Below are 18,133 nucleotides of genomic sequence, written 5' to 3'. Positions count from 1 at the left end.
AAGTTTAATTGGACTTCGGCTCGGTCTCCACCACCTTCACCGCAAACTTGCCATCGAGAATCGCTTTCTCTTTTGCCTTGACCTTGGCCATCAGATCGGCCGGCACCTTGCCCTCGAAGGTCCCCAGCGGCGCAAGCTCCGCGCCCTTGTACTTCATCAGCGAGTACTGGCCATAGTCCTCGTTCTTGAACTGGCCGGCCTTGACCTTCGCCAGCGCGGCCGCGACGGTCGGCTCCATGTTCCACAGCGCCGAGGCGACGACCGTGTTCGGATACTGCGGCTGCGTGTTGATCACGTTGCCGATCGCCAGCTTGTTCCGTTCCTTGGCCGCATCGGACACCCCGAAGCGCTCCGCGTACAGGATGTCCGCGCCCTTGTCGACCATCGCAAAGGCCGCTTCCTTGGCCTTGGGCGGATCGAACCAGGAGCCGATGAAGCTCACCGTGAACTTGACCTTCGGATTGACCTCGCGCGCGCCTTCCATGAATGCGTGCATCAGGCGGTTGACCTCGGGAATCGCATAACCGCCCACCATGCCGATATGGTTGGTCTTGGTCATGCCGCCCGCGATCATGCCGGTGAGGTACGACGGTTCCTGGATGTAGTTGTCGAACACCGAGAAGTTGGGCGCCTGCGGTTTGCCCGACGAGCCCATCAGGAATGCGGTCTTCGGATAGTCCTTGGCCACCTTGCGCGCCGCCGACTCCACGGCGAACGACTCGCCCAGGATCAGCGCCGAGCCCTGCTCCGCATACTGGCGCAGCACACGCTCGTAGTCCGCGTTCGACACGCTTTCCGAGAACACGTAATCGATCTCGCCGCGGGCCTTCGCTTCGTTGAGCGCCTTGTGGATGCGCGACACCCACTGCTGTTCCACGGGTACCGTGTACACCGCCGCCACCTTGACCTTGGCCTGCGCATGCGCGCCCGGCGCGGTGCCCATGGCCACGGCCGCCGTGCCGGCCATGGCCAGCGCGATCACCAGACGGCGCTGTCGGCGCACGATTTCTACCCGTTCAGTCTTCATGACTTCCTTCCCCTTTTTCGTTTGACTGCGTTGATAACTTGTTCAGGCGTCCGCCGCGATCCCGCAACCGCGCAACAGCAAGGCGACCAGATGCTCGGTCGCATCGTCGAACGTGCGCGCGTCGAGCTCCGCCACGCCCAGCACCGCGCAGACCTGTGCCTCGAAATCGGCGTAGGTCTGCGTGGCCGCCCAGATCGTGAAGAACAGATGATGCGGGTCAACGGCCGCCATCTGCCCGCTGGCGATCCACTGCCGGATCACCACCGCCTTGCGCGCGACGAGCTCGCGCAACGCTTCGCGAAGCACGCCGCCGATCTCGGGCGCGCCGTGCAGCAGCTCGTTGGCGAACACGCGCGACGCATCGGGATGGCTTTCGGACAGCCGCATCTTGGCGCGGATGTACTGCTCCAGCGCCGTGCGCGGCGCATGATCGGCCGTGATGATATCCGTCTCCGAGAGCCAGAGGTGCAGCGTGTGCGCGAGCACGGCCCGATACAGCGCCTGCTTGGTACGGAAGTAGTAATGGAGGTTCGACTTCGGCACGCCCGCGCGCAGCGCGATCTCCGCCATGGTTGCCCCCGCGAACCCCGCGCGCGCGAACACGTGTTCCGCCGCGCGCATGATCAATGCCTCGTTCTCCTGGCGGATGCGCCCGCCGGGTTCACGCGCCGCTTCCGCCACGGCATTCGCCGGAGCGGATGCGGCCGTCATGCCTGCTGTATTTCTCATTTGGTGCCATAAAGCCGGTCGCCGGCATCGCCGAGTCCCGGCACGATATATCCGTGCTCGTTGAGCGTTTCATCGATCGCCGCCGTGACGATCAGTACATCGGGGTGCGCGGCCTGCAGCGCGCGCAGCCCTTGCCGCGAGGCGATCAGGCACACATACTTGAGCGCCGTCACGCCCGCTTCCTTGAGCCGGTTGAGCGCCGCGATGGCCGAGTTCCCCGTGGCCAGCATCGGATCGACCACGATCACGAGGCGCTCCCCGATGTCCTCGGGCATCTTGAAGTAGTACTCGATGGGCTCCAGCGTCTCCGGATCGCGGTACAGCCCGATATGCCCGACGCGCGCGGCGGGCAGCAATTCCAGCATGCCGTCCAGGAAGCCGTTGCCCGCGCGCAGGATCGACACGAGGCACAGCTTCTTGCCCGACAGCACCGGCGACTGCATCGGCGCGACAGGCGTGCGGATGGCCACCGTTTCCATCGCGAGGTCGCGCGTGGCCTCGTACGTCAGCAACTGGCTGATCTCGCGCACCAGCCGGCGAAAGTTGTCGGTCGTGGTCTCCTCGCTGCGCACCAGCGTGACCTTGTGCTGCACCAGCGGATGATTGACGACCAGCACCGATGGCGACAGCGCGCTCGCGGTCGTTTCGGCAAAGGCTTCCACTGCCGTGGGCACGGCGGACAGGTCGGTCATGGTGTGCTCCTCAGATCGGTCGCTAAGACGGAAGGCCAGACGAAAGACGACGGACGGGTGCCCGTCGCCCGATGCAATGCTGCCAATATCCTGCTGCTTCGTTTAGAACACGGTGCCGTCGCTCTGGATCGCGAACGGCGGCGGGCCACCCTCGCGCCGCTGCGCGGCGATGCGCCGCCCCGCGGCCCACGTGCCTCCTTCGAGCACGCGCGCGAGCGGGAAGTCCGCCTCGCTCAGGCCCAGCGCCTGCCGCACGCCATCGGCCACGAGATCGAGTCCGGTCACCGTCAGCGCGCGCCATTCCACGATGACGGGTTCATCGACGGTATGCACGCCCGCGGCAAACGCCGGGTCGCGCGGCTTCATGAGCTCGAAGTCGAACAGCAGCCCGCCGTTGCGATACTCGGGCAGGCCCGTCAGCGCATCGAGGCCCGTGACCGTGAGACCGCCGTCCTCGAGCGGCTCGATCAGCGAATATGTGAGCCACTGCGTGAGCTTGTGCAGCGGCACGAGCCCGTCCGGTGCCGCCTGATGCTGCCAGCAATCGCCGAGGGAGATCCCGTCCATCACGATCCGGCCCGGCCACACGGGACCGAGCGCGACCAGCAGCGTGCGCAATACGAAGCCCGCTTCCACGCGGCCGTCGCGCGCATGGCCCGCGATGTAGTCGAACAGATTGCCGAGCCGCGCGGGCGTGCCGAACACCGCCGGCGTGGCCTGCACGACCTCGCCGAGCCGGCGCAGCAGGCCCGCGCGTCCTTCGAGCCCGACGATGGGGTTGTGCTGCGCCACCTGGAACGCGTTGGCGATGGTCGAGGCATCGATGCGCATCAGCCGTTCGCCGTCCGCGCGCAGCGGATCGCCGTGCTCGGCCGAGAAGCCGCCGCGCGCGAACAGGTCGAAGCTCGCCACGCCGAGGCCTTCGGAACGCGTCAGGTTGATATCGCTGGCCGGATCGCGATAGCGCCAGTCCGGGCCCGCACCCGCATCGAGCAGCACGCTCGGGATGACGAGGTCGATGCCGATACGCGCGCGTTCGGCGCAATGGTCGGCACCGGACAGCCCCGCGCGCTCGCACAGGATCTGCCAGCGGTCCACCTTCTCGCCGGGCGCGCCGGCCTCGAAATGCCGCCAGCGGCTGTGATAGGGTACCTGCAGGTCGGGATAGCGGCGGCGGATCGTCGTGGCGACGTAATCCGCGATCGCATGGACCCGGTCGGGATGCCAGGTGAACAACGACGACTCGCCCGCCGCCACGTACTCGGTCACCGTGGCGCAATGCGTGCGCACCGCTTCGGCGGTCAGCAACGGGCTGGCCCGATGATTGGGCGGCACGGGGCTGTGCCAGCCGCTACCGTTGTCCTCGTCATGCCCGCTTGCCGGACGCTCCGGAAATTCGTTCATTCGTTCAACCCCCTGCCCTTCGCGAGAGCGAGTTCGTTGGCATCGGGCGGCGTGTAGTGCGTGAAATAGCCGGCAGCCACCTTCGCGTCGATCTCCACGCGCGCATCCGCCGGAATCAGCGCCTCGGGAATCGCCACCTGCTCCACCACTTCGATACCCTGCGCCGTCAGCGCGCCGTGTTTCATGTTGCTCATCGAGGCCCAGCGGTCGATACGCCGGATGCCGAGCCAGTGGAACACGTCGGGCATCAATTCCTGGAAGCGCATGTCCTGCACGCCCGCCACACATTCGGTCCGCGCGAAGTAGGTTTCCGCGCGATCGCCGCCCACCTGGCGCTTGCGGGCGTTGTAGACCAGGAACTTGGTCACCTCGCCCAGCGCGCGCCCTTCCTTCCGGTTATAGACCACCAGGCCGACTCCACCCTGCTGCGCCATCTCGATACAGACTTCGATGCCATGCGCGAGGTAGGGTCTGCAGGTACAGATATCGGAGCCGAAGACATCGGACCCGTTGCATTCGTCGTGCACGCGGCAGGCCACGCGCGTGTCGTCCTGCCCGAGCTTCGCGATATCGCCGAAGAAATACAGCGTCATGCCGCCGATCGGTGGCAGAAACACCTTCAGGTCGGGCCGCGTCACGAGTTCGGGGAACATGCCGCCGGTCTGCTCGAACAGGCTGCGCCGCAGCACGCTCTCCTTGATATGGAAACGCTCGGCGATACCGGGCAGGTACCACACCGGATCGATCGCGGCCTTGGTCACGCGCACGTCCCCGTTCGCGAACAGGATCTCGCCATCGGGCGCGAGCCGTCCGGCCGCGATTGCCGCGGTGAGTTCGGGCATGTTGATATGGGCGCGCGTGATGGCGATGGTCGGGCGGATATCGACGCCCGCCGCGATGCGGTCCTCGAACGCCGTGGAGACCAGATGCCCCCATGGATCGAGCGATACGATCTTGCCGGCGTCGCCCCACTGCGGATGCGGGCCGATGGCCTCGGCCGGCGCCGTGTCCGTGAGATCGGGACGGTGCGCGCGCTGCAGGTTGCCGGCCGCCACGGCCAGCGCGCGATAGATCGCGTAGGCACCCGCATGGGTGCCGATCACGTTCCGCTGCGCGGGGTCGGTGACGCTCGCGATCACCGGGCCCCGCTCGACCGCAGTCGGCGCGCCCCAGTGGATCGCTTCGGCCGGCTTGTCGCGCCGGGCATGCGAGGTCAGGACGATGTGATCGGACATGGAAGCCTCACTGGAATCCTGACCAAATGGTCAGGTTTACGATTCCATAGTAGGCAACCTTCATGCCATAGACCAATCGGGTTTTAACGAGTGTGCGCGCCAGGCAACGGTCCAGACGCGCACCGGCAGTGTGCGCGCCGCACCAGTCCGACGCGTGCCGTGCTCAGATCTTTGTCGTCCGCGAGGCAGGGGCGGGGTCGCGCGCCCACCACGCCTTCCACAGGACCTTCCACTGGGCCGCCAGCTGGCCCGCGAGGTCCCGGCTTTCCACGTGACGGTGGAACAGCGCCCCCGCCACGTTGCTCGCGACCCACGCGAGCACCATGCCCAGCGCGTTGAGCACCGGCTGCCCGGGCGCCACATGGTGTACGAACGCGTTCACGACGAGGCAGACCGGAAAGTGCACGAGGAAGACGGAGTAGGAAATCTTGCCGAAATAGGCGGCCACGCGCCCGCGCGGCCAGTCTTCGAGCCAGCCGCCCCGACGCGCGATCGCGAGGACGAGGGCCGTGGCCAGCGCCACCGCGATGCGCAGCCGGAAGTCCACGGCCAGCGCCGCCACGCCCACGGCGGCAAGCGCCACGAGCGCGCGCGAGGAACGCGACTTGTCCGATGCCCAGAACGCCAGCGAGCCCGCACCGTAAGCGCCGAAGAAATAGATCGCCCAAACGTCCCAGGCGGCATCGCGGTTGAACCAGAACAGCGAGGCCACCGCGAGCGCCGCCACCAGCGGCATGCCCCAGGGGCGGCCGTCAGTCCCCGCCAGCCCCGCGGCCGAGCCCGCGCGCGCCAGCCACAGCGCGCCAATCAGCAACGCGAACAACTGCAGGTCGATGGCCACGTACCAGACGCCGGCGGACAGCGCGTCCACATCCAGCACGCTGTGCAGCAGCAGCAGGTGCGCGAGGAACTGCTTCACATGGGGCGCGGCCGGAATCGAGTCGTGCACCATCCAGCTTCGCGCGAGCGCGGCGCCCACGATGCTGACGCCGATCGCGGCCGCATAGGGCACCACCAGCTTGCGGTACCGTCGCCACACGGTGGCGACCGGGTTCCGCACCAGCAGATGCCCGCCCGGCGCGAGGCTGCGTGCGGCGAGGAATCCGCTGATGACGAGGAAGACCTGCACGGCAATCCGCGCGTAGTCCGACATCCAGTCGATCAGGCCGGGCGCGAGCGAGTGGGCCGCATCGGACATGGGGCCGTAGAAGGACAGATGGTGCAGCACGATCAGCTGGGAACTGACCGCCTTGAGGGCGTCGATGCACGCCATCCGGGACGGACGGGAGCTCATTGTTATGGGGTGACGGCGAAGTTACGCGAAGGGCAGCATTCTACCTTGTGGTGCGTAACCTGTCCGATGCGGTGCATACCGCGCATTATCGGAGAACGGCGATTACCATTCGTCACATGGATTATCACAATGGTGCACTTCCACCACGCGGAGTTCACTAATGAGCGTCACCTCCCTCGTTTTCTCTCCTTTTTCCCGTTCTTTCCCTTCCGTTGCGCTCGCGGCCGCGCTCGGTGTCGCGCTAGGCGTCGCGCCCGCCGCCATGGCGGCGAACGACAACAGCGACGTCAGTGTCCGGGGCAATATCCGCCCGTCCGCCTGCCGCATCGCGCTGTCCGAGAACGGAGAAGTGGACTACGGCACGATCTCCGCCACGGTCGTCTCGAAGAGCACGGCAGGTTACTCGCCCGGCCAGCGCGAGGTGGTGCTGACCATCCACTGCGAGCTGGAAACGCGCGTGGGCGTCGCCGTCAGGGACAATCGCGTCGGCACGCGTGCCGACATCACTGGCATCGACCTGTATGGTTTCGGGCTCGGCAAGTTCAACGAATTCAAGCTCGGCGCCTACACGATCACGCCCGGCGCCACGGCCGCTACCGAGAAAGGCGAGGTCGCGCTGCTGATCTCGGACGACAAGGGCCGGAACTGGGCACGCAACTCGTTGCGTACGCTCCGCGCCGACGGCGTCTCCATGCTGAGCTGGGCCGAACCCGGCTCGACCACCCCGGCGGCACGGCGGCAGTTCCAGACGCCGCTGCGCGTGGACGCCTACCTGCCGAAGGCGGACGCGCTGCCCAAGCTGGACCAGACGATCGAGCTGGACGGCTCGGCGACGCTGTCCCTCGTCTACCTGTAAACCGCGTGCAAGCCGTGACGCGCAGCGAGCGAGTCAGGCGAGTCAGGAGCGTCGCGGCCTTGCGCGCCGCGACGTTACCGGTCGGGCGGGTCGATCTCCATGGCCGTCACGTCCACGCGTTGCAACCGGTTGTTCTGCCGGATCTCGGTCCGGAGCACGAACGCTTCGGACGGACAGTACCAGTCGGTCACGTTCAGCAGGCTCGGCTCCACCTGCAGATATTCGTCGCCGACCTGCAGCGGACCCAGCGAGGTGCGCTTCTCGTAGGTAATCGGCAGGCATTCCTTGCGACCCATCACGGTATCGATCATCTGCTTGCGCCCGACGTGGCGCGAGCCGACGAGGACGGTCGCATACAGCGCCTGGATCGACCCAACTACCTCGTCCTTGGCAATCGGGTAGATCTTGAGCGAGACGCTCGACCGGAACATCTCGCCCTCGAGCATCATGCCCTCGCGGATATCGAGGCCCGCGTAATTGAATACGCCGCTGCCCCGAAACGCCGCTTCACCGAACACGCGCGCATATTTCGCCCGCGCATTGATCACGGCATTGCGGCTGTCGATACTGGTCTTGGCCGTTGCCCCGCGGCGGTCGATGTTGATCTCGTGCATCTGGTTCGTGTCCACGGGCGGCCCCTTGAGGGCCGCCAGCGCCGACTTGGACCTGACCTCGAGCTGCGCGCTGCACCCCGTGTCCCAGCGCATGACCTCGCGCAGGATCATCGTGATGGACATCGGCATGTCGCCGTCGCCCTCCATTTGCACGCGCGACCCCGAGCGGAACCACGGCGCCTCGCATAGCGCGGCGCCTGCCGGCATCGGCGCGGTCGCCATCGGCTGCGTGACCGCCTGCACGATGGCGGCCGCGTCGGCCGGTGCGGCGCCGGGCGCGGCACCGGGTGCTGCATCGGGTGCGGTCTGTGCGAGCGCCGGCCCGGCGAGCAGCGCCATCGCCATCAGGGAGCCGTATTTTTGTGTTCTTTTAGTCACTTTAAGTCAACAATCCGGCGAAACTTAAGGCTTGCTTAATCTGCACCCGTCAGTATTGCGCGAAATCGCGTCCAAGGGTTTATCGGCCCATGTCCTATCGGGCACAGGGATGCGCTCGTGCTAACATTGCGCGCCCGAACGCCATGGTGCCCCGACGGGGCACTGCGTGGGGAACCGTCATGACGATGACGGTCTCAATTGCAGCACCTCTGTTGTCCACCGAATGCAGGCATGCCGCGTTGTCCGTGGTCTGCCATGCCGGCCGCGCCGCCGGATCCGGCCCAATCCAGGAGATCTATGCGCAGTTCCTCGCCCTCGCGCCTCGCCGGGCTGCCCGTCGGCATGATCGCCATGGTGGCCATCGCGATTCTGGTGGTATGGTTCGGCACGCTCGACGCCCGCCATCTGCTGCGCCCCGACGAGGGCCGCTACGCCGAGATTTCGCGCGAGATGTTCCTGAGCGGGGACTGGGTCACGATTCGCTACAACGACCTCAAGTACTTCGAGAAGCCGCCCTTCCATATGTGGGTGACGGCGCTCTCCTATACGTTGTTCGGCGTGGGCGACTGGCAGGCCCGGCTGTGCGTGGCGCTGTCCGGCATCGTGGGCCTTGCCGCGTCGATGTTCGCCGCCGCGCGCTGGTATGGCCCGCGCGTGGCCCTGCTGACCGGCCTCGCGCTGGTCGCCGCGCCGATGTGGAGCGTGGCCGGCCATTTCAATTCCCTCGACATGACGCTGTCCGGCGCGCTCGCCTGCGTGCTCGCGTTCATGCTCGTCGCGCAGCATCCCTCGGCCACGCCCGCCGCCCGGCGCAACTGGATGCTGGCCTGCTGGGCCGCGATGGGCGTCGCGGTGCTGACCAAGGGCCTCGTGGGCCTGGCGCTGCCGGGCCTCGTGCTCGTGGTCTACACGCTGATCACGCGCGATATCGGCCTCTGGCGCCGCCTGCACCTCGTTGCCGGCATCGTCGTGATACTGGTCGTGACGGTGCCCTGGTTCTGGCTCATCGACTCCCGCAATCCCGAATTCGCGCATTTCTTCTTTATCCACGAACACTGGGACCGCTACACGTCCACCGTGCACGAGCGCAAGGGCAGCATCTGGTACTTCGTGCCGCTGCTCGTCGCGGGCTTCCTGCCGTGGCTGGGCCTGCTCCCGCGGATGTGGAGCGAGATCCGCGAGCGGGCGGGGGCCGATCTGACCGCCCAACGCGGTGCCGGCTGCAAGCCGTTCCAGCCCGCATTGCTGGCCGCCGTGTGGGCCATCGCGATCTTCGCGTTCTTCAGCCTGTCCAGTTCCAAGCTGCCGGGCTACATCGTGCCGATCTTCCCGGCGCTCGCCATCCTCGCCGGCGTGGCGCTCGACCATATCAACGAGCGCTCGTGGAACCGGCAGATCAATGCGATGCTCGTGCTGGCCGTGGTCGGGCTGCTGGCCACGCCGTATCTCGCCACGCTCGACAAGCCGTCCACGCCGAACGCGGTCTACCGGCTGTTCGCGATCTGGGTCGGTGCCGCCTTCGTGGTGCTGCTGGCGGGCGCGATCGCCGCGCGCCGCCTGCTGCGGACGCGCGGGCTGTTCCCGAGCATCACGGCCTATGCGCTCGGGCTGTACCTGTGCTGCACCGTGGCGCTGCTCGGCCACGAGGTCATGGGCCGGCGCGCTTCCGGCGTGGACCTGCTGCCCGCGATCCGCGCCGTGCTCAAGCCCGACATGCCGTTCTACGGCGTCGGCGTGCTCGATCACACCCTGCCGTTCTACCTCGGCCACACGCTGACCATGGTCGAACACCCGGACGAACTCGAATTCGGTGTCACGCAGGCGCCCGACCGGTGGATTCCCACCGTGGCCGCGTTCATCGCCAAATGGAACGATGGCCAGCCCGCGCTGGGTATCATGTCGCCCGACACCTATGAAGGCCTGCGGGCGCAGCAGGTGCCGATGCATGTGGTCGCACGGGACGTGCGCCGCGTGGTCGTCAGCAACTTCCCGCTGCCGGCGCAATCCGAACAGACGAAACCCGCTTCATGACGCTCTCGACCTTCGCTTTCATTTTTGCCGGCGTGCTGCTCAATGCATGCGCGCAGCTGCTGCTCAAGGCCGGCACCAACGCGGTGGGCGCCATCACGCTCGATCGCGCGACCTTGCTGGACACCGCGTTCCGTGTGATCACGCAGTGGCCCGTGCTCGGCGGCCTGACGCTCTACGTGATCAGCGTCGGCGTGTGGATCATCGGGCTGTCGCGCGTCGATGTATCGATCGCCTACCCGATGCTGTCCCTCGGGTACGTGGTCAACGCACTGGCCGCCTGGTGGCTGTTTGGTGAGATGATCGGCCCGTTGCGCGTGGCCGGCATCCTGCTGATCCTGGCTGGCGTCTTCCTGATCGCCCGCTCATAGGAAATCACGATGACCGCTTCACACGAGTTCCTGCCGTTCGTGCGGCCCGACATCGATGCCGAGGCCATTGCCGAGGTCGGCAAGGTGCTGGCATCCGGCTGGATCACCTCCGGCCCGAAGATGCAGGCGTTCGAGGCCGCGCTGTCGGCGCTGTTCGACGGCCGTCCGGTGCGCACGTTCGCCAACGGCTCCGCCACGATGGAGATCGCGCTGCGCATCGCCGACATCGGCCCGGGCGACGAGGTCATCACCACGCCGATCACGTGGGTCGCCACCGCCAACGTGGTGCTCGCCGTCGGTGCGCGCCCCGTCTTCGTCGATATCGATCCGCGCACGCGCAACCTCGACCTCGATGCCGTGGAAGCCGCGATCACGCCGCGCACGCGCGCCATCATGCCGGTCTACCTGTCGGGCCTGCCCGTCGATATGGACCGCCTGTACGCGATCGCGAACCGCCACGGCCTGCGCGTGATCGAGGATGCCGCGCAGGCGATCGACTCGCGCTGGCGCGGCCGCCGCATCGGCGCGTTCGGTGACCTCGTCAGCTTCAGCTTCCAGGCCAACAAGAACATCACGACCATCGAAGGCGGCTGCCTGGTCATGAACTCGCCCGAAGAAGCGCAGCGCGCCGAGCGCCTGCGCCTGCAGGGCGTCATTCGCACGGGCATGGACGGCATGGACGTCGAGGAGCCCGGCGGCAAGTTCAACCTCACGGACGTCAATGCCGTGGTCGGCCTGCAGCAGCTAGGAAAGCTGGACGCGATTACCGCGCGCCGCGCGATGCTCGCGGAGACGTACTTCCAGTGCTTTGGCGCGACGGCCGGCTTCGAGGACCTCGGCGCCGAACTGCCGCTGCCGATCGACCGTGACGCCGCCACCACCAACTGGCACATGTTCCAGGTCGTGCTGCCCACCGCGCGCATGGCCGGCGGCCCCGCCACCGCGCGCCGCCAGTTCATGGAAGCGATGCGCGAACGCGGCATCGGCACGGGCGTGCATTACCCTCCCGTGCACCTGTTCACCCATTACCGCTCCCTGGGCTGGCGCGAAGGCATGCTCCCGCATGCCGAACGTATCGGCCACGGAATCGTCACGCTCCCGCTGTTCCCCGCGATGCAGCCTGCCGACGTCGAGCGGGTATGCGAAATCTTTACCGACACATGCAAACGCCTCTCTCACTAAGCCCGGTCGAAGTCTCGGTCGTCATTCCGGTCTACAACGAGGAAGACGGTCTGCAGGCACTGTTCGACCGCCTCTATCCGGCGCTCGATGCCCTGGGGACGTCGTACGAGATCATCTTCATCAACGACGGCAGCGCCGACCGCTCGCCGCAGATGCTGGCCGCGCAGTATCACAAGCGTCCCGATGTGACGCGCGTGATCCTGTTCAACGGCAATTTCGGCCAGCACATGGCGATTCTCGCGGGCTTCGAGCATACGCGCGGCCGCATCGTGATCACGCTCGACGCGGACCTGCAGAACCCGCCGGAAGAGATCCCGCGCCTGGTCGAGAAGATGCGCGAGGGCCATGACTATGTCGGCACCATCCGCCGCCAGCGCAACGACACCGCGTTCCGCCGCTATGCGTCGCGCGCGATGAACCGCCTGCGCGAGAAGATCACCAAGATCCGCATGACGGACCAGGGCTGCATGCTGCGCGCCTACGACCGCAACGTGATCGACACGATCAACGCGTGCCGCGAGGTCAACACGTTCATCCCGGCACTGGCGTACACGTTCTCGTCGAACCCGATCGAGATCGAGGTCGGCCACGAGCAGCGCCATGCGGGCGAGTCGAAGTACTCGCTGTATCAGCTCATCCGCCTGAACTTCGACCTCGTCACCGGCTTCTCGATCGTGCCGCTGCAGTGGTTCTCGGCCATCGGCACGATCCTGTCGCTGTCGTCCGCCGGACTGTTCGTGGTGCTGCTGATCCGGCGCTTCATCCTCGGCTCGGAAGTGCAGGGTGTGTTCACGCTGTTCGCCCTGACGTTCTTCCTCATGGGCATCATGCTCTTCGGCATCGGCCTGCTCGGCGAATACGTCGGCCGCATCTATCAGGAAGTCCGCGATCGTCCGCGCTATCGCATCCAGGCCGTGCTCGAACGCACCGGCGGCGCGGCTGGCGCGGGCGGCCGCGATGGCGCCGCCAGCAACGATGTGGAGGCAGCCTCGTGCGAGCGGTAGTCTTTGCGTACCACAACGTCGGCGACCGCTGCCTGCGCGTGCTGCATGCGCGCGGCGTGGACGTCGCGCTCGTCGTCACGCATCGCGACCGGCCCGACGAGAACATCTGGTTCCGCCGCGTGGCGGACACCGCCGCCGAGCTCGGCGTGCCGTTCGTCTATGGCGAGGATCCGGCCGATCCCGCGCTGGCACAGGCCGTGCGCGATGCCGCGCCCGACGTCATCTTCTCCTTCTACTACCGCTCGATGATCCCCGCCGCGCTGCTCGCGGTGGCGCCGGGCGGCGCGTTCAACATGCACGGTTCGCTGCTGCCGAAGTATCGCGGCCGCGTGCCGGTGAACTGGGCCGTGCTGCACGGCGAGACGGAAACCGGCGCCACGCTTCACGCGATGGAAGCCAAGCCCGACGCGGGCTTTATCGTCGACCAGACCGCGGTACCGATCCTGCCCGACGACACGGCCGGCGAAGTCTTCGAGAAGGTCACCGTGGCGGCCGAACAGACGCTGTGGCGCGCCCTGCCCGCGATGATCGCGGGCCACACGCCGCAACGCCCCAACGTGCTGGCCGAGGGCAGCTATTATTCGGGGCGCAAGCCCGAGGATGGCCGCATCGACTGGCGGCAGCCGGCGGCGGACGTCTATAACCTGATTCGGGCGGTGGCGCCGCCCTACCCCGGCGCCTTCACCGATCTGGGCGGCCGCCGCTTCGTGGTCGCGCGCGCACGCCGTATCTCTGGTGCTGGTGCCGGTGCCGGTGCCCTGTCGCCTGGCCTGCACGTGCGCGACGGCCGCATCGTCGCCGTCTGCGGCGACGGTGGCCTGCTCGATATCCAGACGCTGCTGCAAGGCAGCAGCGCGGACGACGGCGTTGCCGTCACCCCATCCGAATTCGCTTCTCTTATTACCGTTCTGCCCAACGAGGAAAACCGATGAAAAAGGTCCTGATTCTTGGCGTCAATGGCTTCATCGGCCACCACCTGACGCGCCGCATCCTGGAAACGACGAATTGGGAGGTCTACGGCATGGACATGTCGTCGGACCGACTGGGCGAGCTGATCGAGCACCCGCGCATGCACTTCTCCGAGGGTGACATCACCATCAACAAGGAGTGGGTGGAGTACAACATCCGCAAGTGCGACGTGATCCTGCCGCTCGTGGCCATCGCCACGCCGGCCACGTACGTGCGCAACCCGCTGCGCGTGTTCGAACTGGATTTCGAGGCCAACCTGCCCATCGTGCGCAGCGCCGTGAAGTACGGCAAGCACCTCGTGTTCCCGTCGACGTCCGAGGTCTACGGCATGTGCGCCGACGAAGAGTTCGATCCGGAAGCTTCGCCGCTGATCTACGGCCCGATCAACAAGCCGCGCTGGATCTACGCCTGCTCCAAGCAACTGATGGACCGCGTGATCCACGCCTACGGCATGGAACAAGGCCTCAACTACACGCTGTTCCGCCCGTTCAACTGGATCGGCGCCGGCCTCGACTCGATCTTCGAATCGAAGGAAGGCTCGTCGCGCGTGGTCACGCAGTTCCTCGGCCATATCGTGCGCGGCGAACCGATCAAGCTCGTGGACGGTGGCGAGCAGAAGCGTGCGTTCGCCGATATCTCGGACGGTATCAGCGCGCTGATGCAGATCATCGAGAACAAGGACGGCGTCGCCAGCGGCAAGATCTTCAATATCGGCAACCCCGCCAATATCCACTCGGTGCGTGAACTGGCCGAGATGATGCTGCAAATGGCCGCCGACTACCCCGAGTACGCCGACGAAGCGCGCAAGACGCAGATCGTCGAGACGTCGTCGGGCGATTTCTACGGCAAGGGCTATCAGGACGTGCAGCACCGCGTGCCGAAGATCGACAACACGATCCAGGAACTGGGCTGGAAGCCCGAGGTGACGATGGAAGACGCGCTGCGCCGCATCTTCGAGGCATACCGCGGCAAGGTCGTGGAAGCCCGCACCCTCGTGGACTCCGCGAACTGATATGGGCCGCATCGCGCTCAAGGTCGACGTCGATACGCTGCGCGGCACGCGCGAAGGTGTGCCGAAGCTGCTGTCGATGCTGTCCGCCGCGCGGGCGCAGGCCACGTTCCTCTACAGCCTCGGCCCCGATCACACGGGCTGGGCGCTGCGGCGCGTGTTCCGGCCCGGCTTTCTGAAGAAGGTGTCCCGCACCTCGGTGGTCTCGCTGTATGGCGTGCGCACGCTGATGTACGGCGTGCTGCTGCCGGCGCCGGACATCGGCCGCAAGGGCGCCGCCGAGATGCGTGCCGCGCGCGCCGCGGGACATGAGTGCGGCATCCATACGTGGGACCACGTCTACTGGCAGGACAACGTGCGCGGCCGCGATGCGGCCTGGACGCGCCGCCAGATGCAGAACGCGTTCGACCGCTACGGCGAAATCTTCGGCGAGGCGCCGCCCACGCATGGCGCGGCGGGCTGGCAGATGAACGACGAGGCGTTCCGCCAGATCGACGACTGGGGCATGGCCTATGCGTCCGACGGCCGCGGCGTGACGCCGTATATCCCGACCGTCGATGGCGTGGCGTGCCGCCACGTGCAGATGCCGACCACACTGCCAACGCTCGACGAGCTGATCGGCGTGGACGGCTGGACCGAAGAGAACGTGCACGAAGCGATCCTGCGCCAGACCGAGGCCGATCCGCGCGACCATGTCTTTACGCTGCACACCGAACTCGAGGGCGGCAAGCTGGCCCCCGTGTTCGAGAAGCTGCTGGCCGGCTGGCGCGCGCAGGGCCACGAGCTGGTCTCGATGGCCACGTGGTACCGCCACCTCGACCGTTCGACGCTGCCGCGGCTGCCGGTGACGTGGGGCGAGATCGAAGGCCGCAGCGGCGAGCTGATCATCCAGCCCTGAGCGGCCTCCAACCTGCTCCGTTCAACGGCGTGTCAGCCGCAGGCCGTTGAACACCACCAGCAGGCTCGCGCCCATATCGGCGAACACCGCCATCCACATGGTGCCCATGCCCATGACGGTCAGCGCGAGGAATACCACCTTGATACCGAGCGCCAGCGCGATGTTCTGACGCAGGATGGCCGACGTCCGGCGCGAGAGCCGCACGAACGCCGGAATCTTGCGCAGATCGTCGTCCATCAACGCGACATCGGCGGTCTCGATCGCGGTATCGGTTCCGGCCGCGCCCATTGCAAACCCGATATCGGCCCGCGCCAGCGCGGGGGCGTCGTTGATGCCGTCGCCGACCATCGCCACCTTGCGTCCGCCCGAGTGCGTCTTGTCCGCGAGCGCGGCAATCGCATCGGCCTTGTCGCCGGGCATCTGGTTGCCACGCACCTCGTCGATACCGACCTGCGCGCCGATGGCCGCAACCGTGTGCGGGTTGTCGCCGGACAGCATCAGCGTGCGAATGCCGAGCGCGTGCAGTTCCTCGATCGCCTGGCGGCTCGTCTCGCGCACCGTATCGGCCACGCCGAACAGCATTGTCGCGTCGGGCTTCGGCGCCATCGTGGCGAGCAGCACCACGGTCTTGCCCTGCCGCTCGAGCGCCTCGAGGCGGGCCTCGAGCGCCGGCGAGCACGCGCCGAGGTCGTGAATCAATCGATGATTGCCCAGGCAATACTGCACGCCATCGATACGCCCGCGCACGCCCAGACCCGGTAGCGCCTCGAATTCGGCAACTTCCCTCAACGCCACCCCATCGCTGGCGGCGGCATTGGCCACCGCGCGCGAGACGGGGTGATCGGACCGCGCGGCAAGGCTGGCCGCGATGGCGCGGGCCCGCGTGCCGGCCGATGCGCCATCGTGCGTCTCATCGACAAGGCTCGCCATATCGGTCTGCGCGGGCTTGCCGTGCGTGAGCGTGCCGGTCTTGTCCAGCGCGAGCCATGCGAGGTCGCGCCCCTGCTCCAGATACACGCCGCCCTTGACGAGAATGCCGCGCCGCGCGGCGGCGGCCAGGCCGCTGACGATGGTCACGGGCGTCGAGATCACGAGCGCGCACGGGCAGGCGATGACCAGGAGCACCAGCGCCTTGTAGATCCATTCCTGCCACCCCGCGCCCGTTGCCAGCGGCGGCACCACCGCCACCAGGACGGCGATCGCGAAGACCGCCGGCGTGTAGATGCGCGCAAACCGATCGACGAAGCGCTGCGTGGGCGCGCGGCTGCCCTGCGCGGCTTCCACGGCGTGGATGATGCGCGCGAGCGTCGAATCGCTCGCGGGCGCGGTGACTTCGTACTCGATCTCGCCCGACTGGTTGATCGCACCCGCGTAGAGCGGATCGCCCCCAGTCTTGTCCACCGGCACGCTCTCGCCCGTAATCGGGGCCTGATCGAACGCGGACTGGCCCCGCACGACGCGCCCGTCCAGCGCCACGCGCTCGCCCGGGCGCAGCCGCACGCGGGCGCCGACGGCCACGTCGCGCGCCGTCACGGGCTGCCAGCTGCCGTCGGGCTGCAACACCACGGCCTGCTCGGGCGTCATGGCCATCAGCCCGCGAATGGCATTGCGCGCGCGGTCGAGCGATGCGGCTTCGATGCGCTCCGCCACCGCGAACAGCACCATCACCATCGCGGCCTCGGGCCATTGGCCGATCAGCGCGGCGCCCGTCACGGCGATGCTCATCAGCGCGTTGATATTGAGATTGCCATTGCGCAGGGCGATCCAGCCCTTGCGGTACACGCCGAGGCCCGAGATCGCGATGGTCGCGAGGGCCAGCGCGGCGGGTAACCATGGCGTGGCAATGCCGAACCATTCGGCCGCCTCGGCGCCCAGCGCGGTGGCGCCGGCCAGCGCGAGCGGCCACCATGGCGCGGCGGCTTCCGCCGGCGCTCCCTCGGCACCTACCCCGGCCTCCGCATCGGCGAGCGGTTCGGCCTGCATGCCGAGGGTGCCGATGGCGCGCACCACGACGTCGGTCTCGTCCAGCGTGTGGTGGACCGTCAGCACGCGCTGCATCAGGTTGAAATCGAGCGCCGCCACGCCGGCCATGCCGCCGAGCTTGTTGCGGATCAGCGTTTCCTCGGTGGGGCAGTCCATGGCCGCGATGCGGTAGCGCGCGGCACGGGTGCCGGCCGGGGCCTCGACGGGCGTGCGGGCGGGTGTCACGGGCGTGCCGCAACCGCCGCCGCAGCAGGCGGAGACGGGCGCTACAGGTGCAGCTTCGTGCCCATGACCGCAATGCTCGTGTCCGCCATGGTCGTCGTGACCTGCATGATCGTGGTGGTCATGCGCGTGATGATCGTGCCCATGAGCGGCGTGATCATGATCGCGATGCGTGTCCTGTGCCGGGTGCCGGGCCATAACGTGATTCCGGAAGGGGGTGAGCCAAGATGGAATCCAT

Annotated in this window: 16 protein-coding genes; 8 read left to right on the top strand and 8 right to left on the bottom strand. The window is 67.2% G+C overall.

Annotated features, from left to right (window positions below):
- Nucleotides 1–4: 4 nt before the first annotated feature.
- The 6 genes from FOB72_RS30370 to FOB72_RS30345 all read right to left on the bottom strand — a co-directional run bounded on the left by FOB72_RS30370 (nt 5) and on the right by FOB72_RS30345 (nt 6,381).
- Nucleotides 5–967, bottom strand: a complete 963-nt coding sequence (locus tag FOB72_RS30370; RefSeq protein WP_150377582.1) for a BMP family protein — start codon at nt 965–967, stop codon at nt 5–7.
- A 102-nt stretch (nt 968–1,069) separates the two neighbouring features.
- A complete protein-coding gene (locus FOB72_RS30365) occupies nt 1,070–1,738 on the bottom strand; it encodes a TetR/AcrR family transcriptional regulator (protein ID WP_150376936.1) in 669 nt (222 codons plus the stop codon).
- 14 nt (nt 1,739–1,752) lie between these two features.
- A complete protein-coding gene (gene upp, locus FOB72_RS30360; protein WP_150376935.1) occupies nt 1,753–2,448 on the bottom strand; it encodes a uracil phosphoribosyltransferase in 696 nt (231 codons plus the stop codon).
- A gap of 102 nt (nt 2,449–2,550) precedes the next feature.
- Nucleotides 2,551–3,852, bottom strand: a complete 1,302-nt coding sequence (locus FOB72_RS30355) for a URC4/urg3 family protein (RefSeq protein WP_150376934.1) — start codon at nt 3,850–3,852, stop codon at nt 2,551–2,553.
- A complete protein-coding gene (locus tag FOB72_RS30350) occupies nt 3,849–5,087 on the bottom strand; it encodes a GTP cyclohydrolase II (protein ID WP_150376933.1) in 1,239 nt (412 codons plus the stop codon). Before FOB72_RS30350 ends, FOB72_RS30355 begins: the two co-directional genes overlap by 4 nt.
- 163 nt (nt 5,088–5,250) lie before the next feature.
- A complete protein-coding gene (locus tag FOB72_RS30345; protein WP_150376932.1) occupies nt 5,251–6,381 on the bottom strand; it encodes an acyltransferase family protein in 1,131 nt (376 codons plus the stop codon).
- Nucleotides 6,382–6,541: 160 nt separating this feature from the next.
- Between FOB72_RS30345 and FOB72_RS30340 the strand changes: the two genes are divergently transcribed.
- Entirely contained in the window at nt 6,542–7,237 is a 696-nt protein-coding gene (locus FOB72_RS30340) for a DUF1120 domain-containing protein (RefSeq protein ID WP_150376931.1), read from the top strand.
- Between the two features lie 74 nt (nt 7,238–7,311).
- Here FOB72_RS30340 and FOB72_RS30335 read toward each other — a convergent pair whose 3' ends face one another.
- Nucleotides 7,312–8,196, bottom strand: a complete 885-nt coding sequence (locus FOB72_RS30335; protein ID WP_150376930.1) for a hypothetical protein — start codon at nt 8,194–8,196, stop codon at nt 7,312–7,314.
- A 330-nt stretch (nt 8,197–8,526) separates the two neighbouring features.
- Between FOB72_RS30335 and FOB72_RS30330 the strand changes: the two genes are divergently transcribed.
- From FOB72_RS30330 to FOB72_RS30300, 7 genes are read left to right on the top strand one after another with little or no spacing between them, the layout of a single operon-like run.
- On the top strand, nt 8,527–10,260 hold the full coding sequence (locus tag FOB72_RS30330; protein ID WP_150376929.1) for an ArnT family glycosyltransferase: 1,734 nt from the start codon (nt 8,527–8,529) through the stop codon (nt 10,258–10,260).
- Complete coding sequence (locus tag FOB72_RS30325; protein ID WP_150376928.1) at nt 10,257–10,628, top strand: DMT family transporter; 372 nt, start codon at nt 10,257–10,259, stop codon at nt 10,626–10,628. Before FOB72_RS30330 ends, FOB72_RS30325 begins: the two co-directional genes overlap by 4 nt.
- Nucleotides 10,629–10,637: 9 nt before the next feature.
- Nucleotides 10,638–11,810 (top strand): DegT/DnrJ/EryC1/StrS family aminotransferase, encoded by a 1,173-nt coding sequence (locus FOB72_RS30320; protein ID WP_150376927.1) that lies wholly within the window; start codon nt 10,638–10,640, stop codon nt 11,808–11,810.
- Nucleotides 11,789–12,814 (top strand): glycosyltransferase, encoded by a 1,026-nt coding sequence (locus tag FOB72_RS30315; protein ID WP_223851646.1) that lies wholly within the window; start codon nt 11,789–11,791, stop codon nt 12,812–12,814. The genes FOB72_RS30320 and FOB72_RS30315 overlap by 22 nt, the downstream gene beginning before the upstream one ends.
- Complete coding sequence (locus FOB72_RS30310) at nt 12,802–13,746, top strand: formyltransferase (protein ID WP_150376926.1); 945 nt, start codon at nt 12,802–12,804, stop codon at nt 13,744–13,746. Before FOB72_RS30315 ends, FOB72_RS30310 begins: the two co-directional genes overlap by 13 nt.
- Nucleotides 13,743–14,795: a bifunctional UDP-4-keto-pentose/UDP-xylose synthase gene (locus FOB72_RS30305; RefSeq protein ID WP_150376925.1), complete on the top strand. Its 1,053-nt coding sequence runs from the start codon at nt 13,743–13,745 to the stop codon at nt 14,793–14,795. Before FOB72_RS30310 ends, FOB72_RS30305 begins: the two co-directional genes overlap by 4 nt.
- 1 nt (nt 14,796) lies before the next feature.
- Nucleotides 14,797–15,690, top strand: coding sequence for a polysaccharide deacetylase family protein (locus FOB72_RS30300; RefSeq protein WP_150376924.1), 894 nt, complete (start codon nt 14,797–14,799; stop codon nt 15,688–15,690).
- 21 nt (nt 15,691–15,711) lie between these two features.
- Here the strand turns inward: FOB72_RS30300 and FOB72_RS30295 are convergent, their stop codons facing one another.
- Nucleotides 15,712–17,898 carry a heavy metal translocating P-type ATPase gene (locus FOB72_RS30295; RefSeq protein WP_223851645.1) on the bottom strand — a complete coding sequence of 729 codons (2,187 nt, stop codon included), beginning with the start codon at nt 17,896–17,898 and terminating at the stop codon, nt 15,712–15,714.
- Nucleotides 17,899–18,133: the final 235 nt, after the last annotated feature.

The sequence above is a fragment of the Cupriavidus pauculus genome, assembly GCF_008693385.1.
GTDB lineage: Bacteria > Pseudomonadota > Gammaproteobacteria > Burkholderiales > Burkholderiaceae > Cupriavidus > Cupriavidus pauculus_D.
The sequence above is the reverse complement of the archived record's forward strand: the minus strand, read 5'-3'. Positions and strand labels throughout refer to the sequence as shown.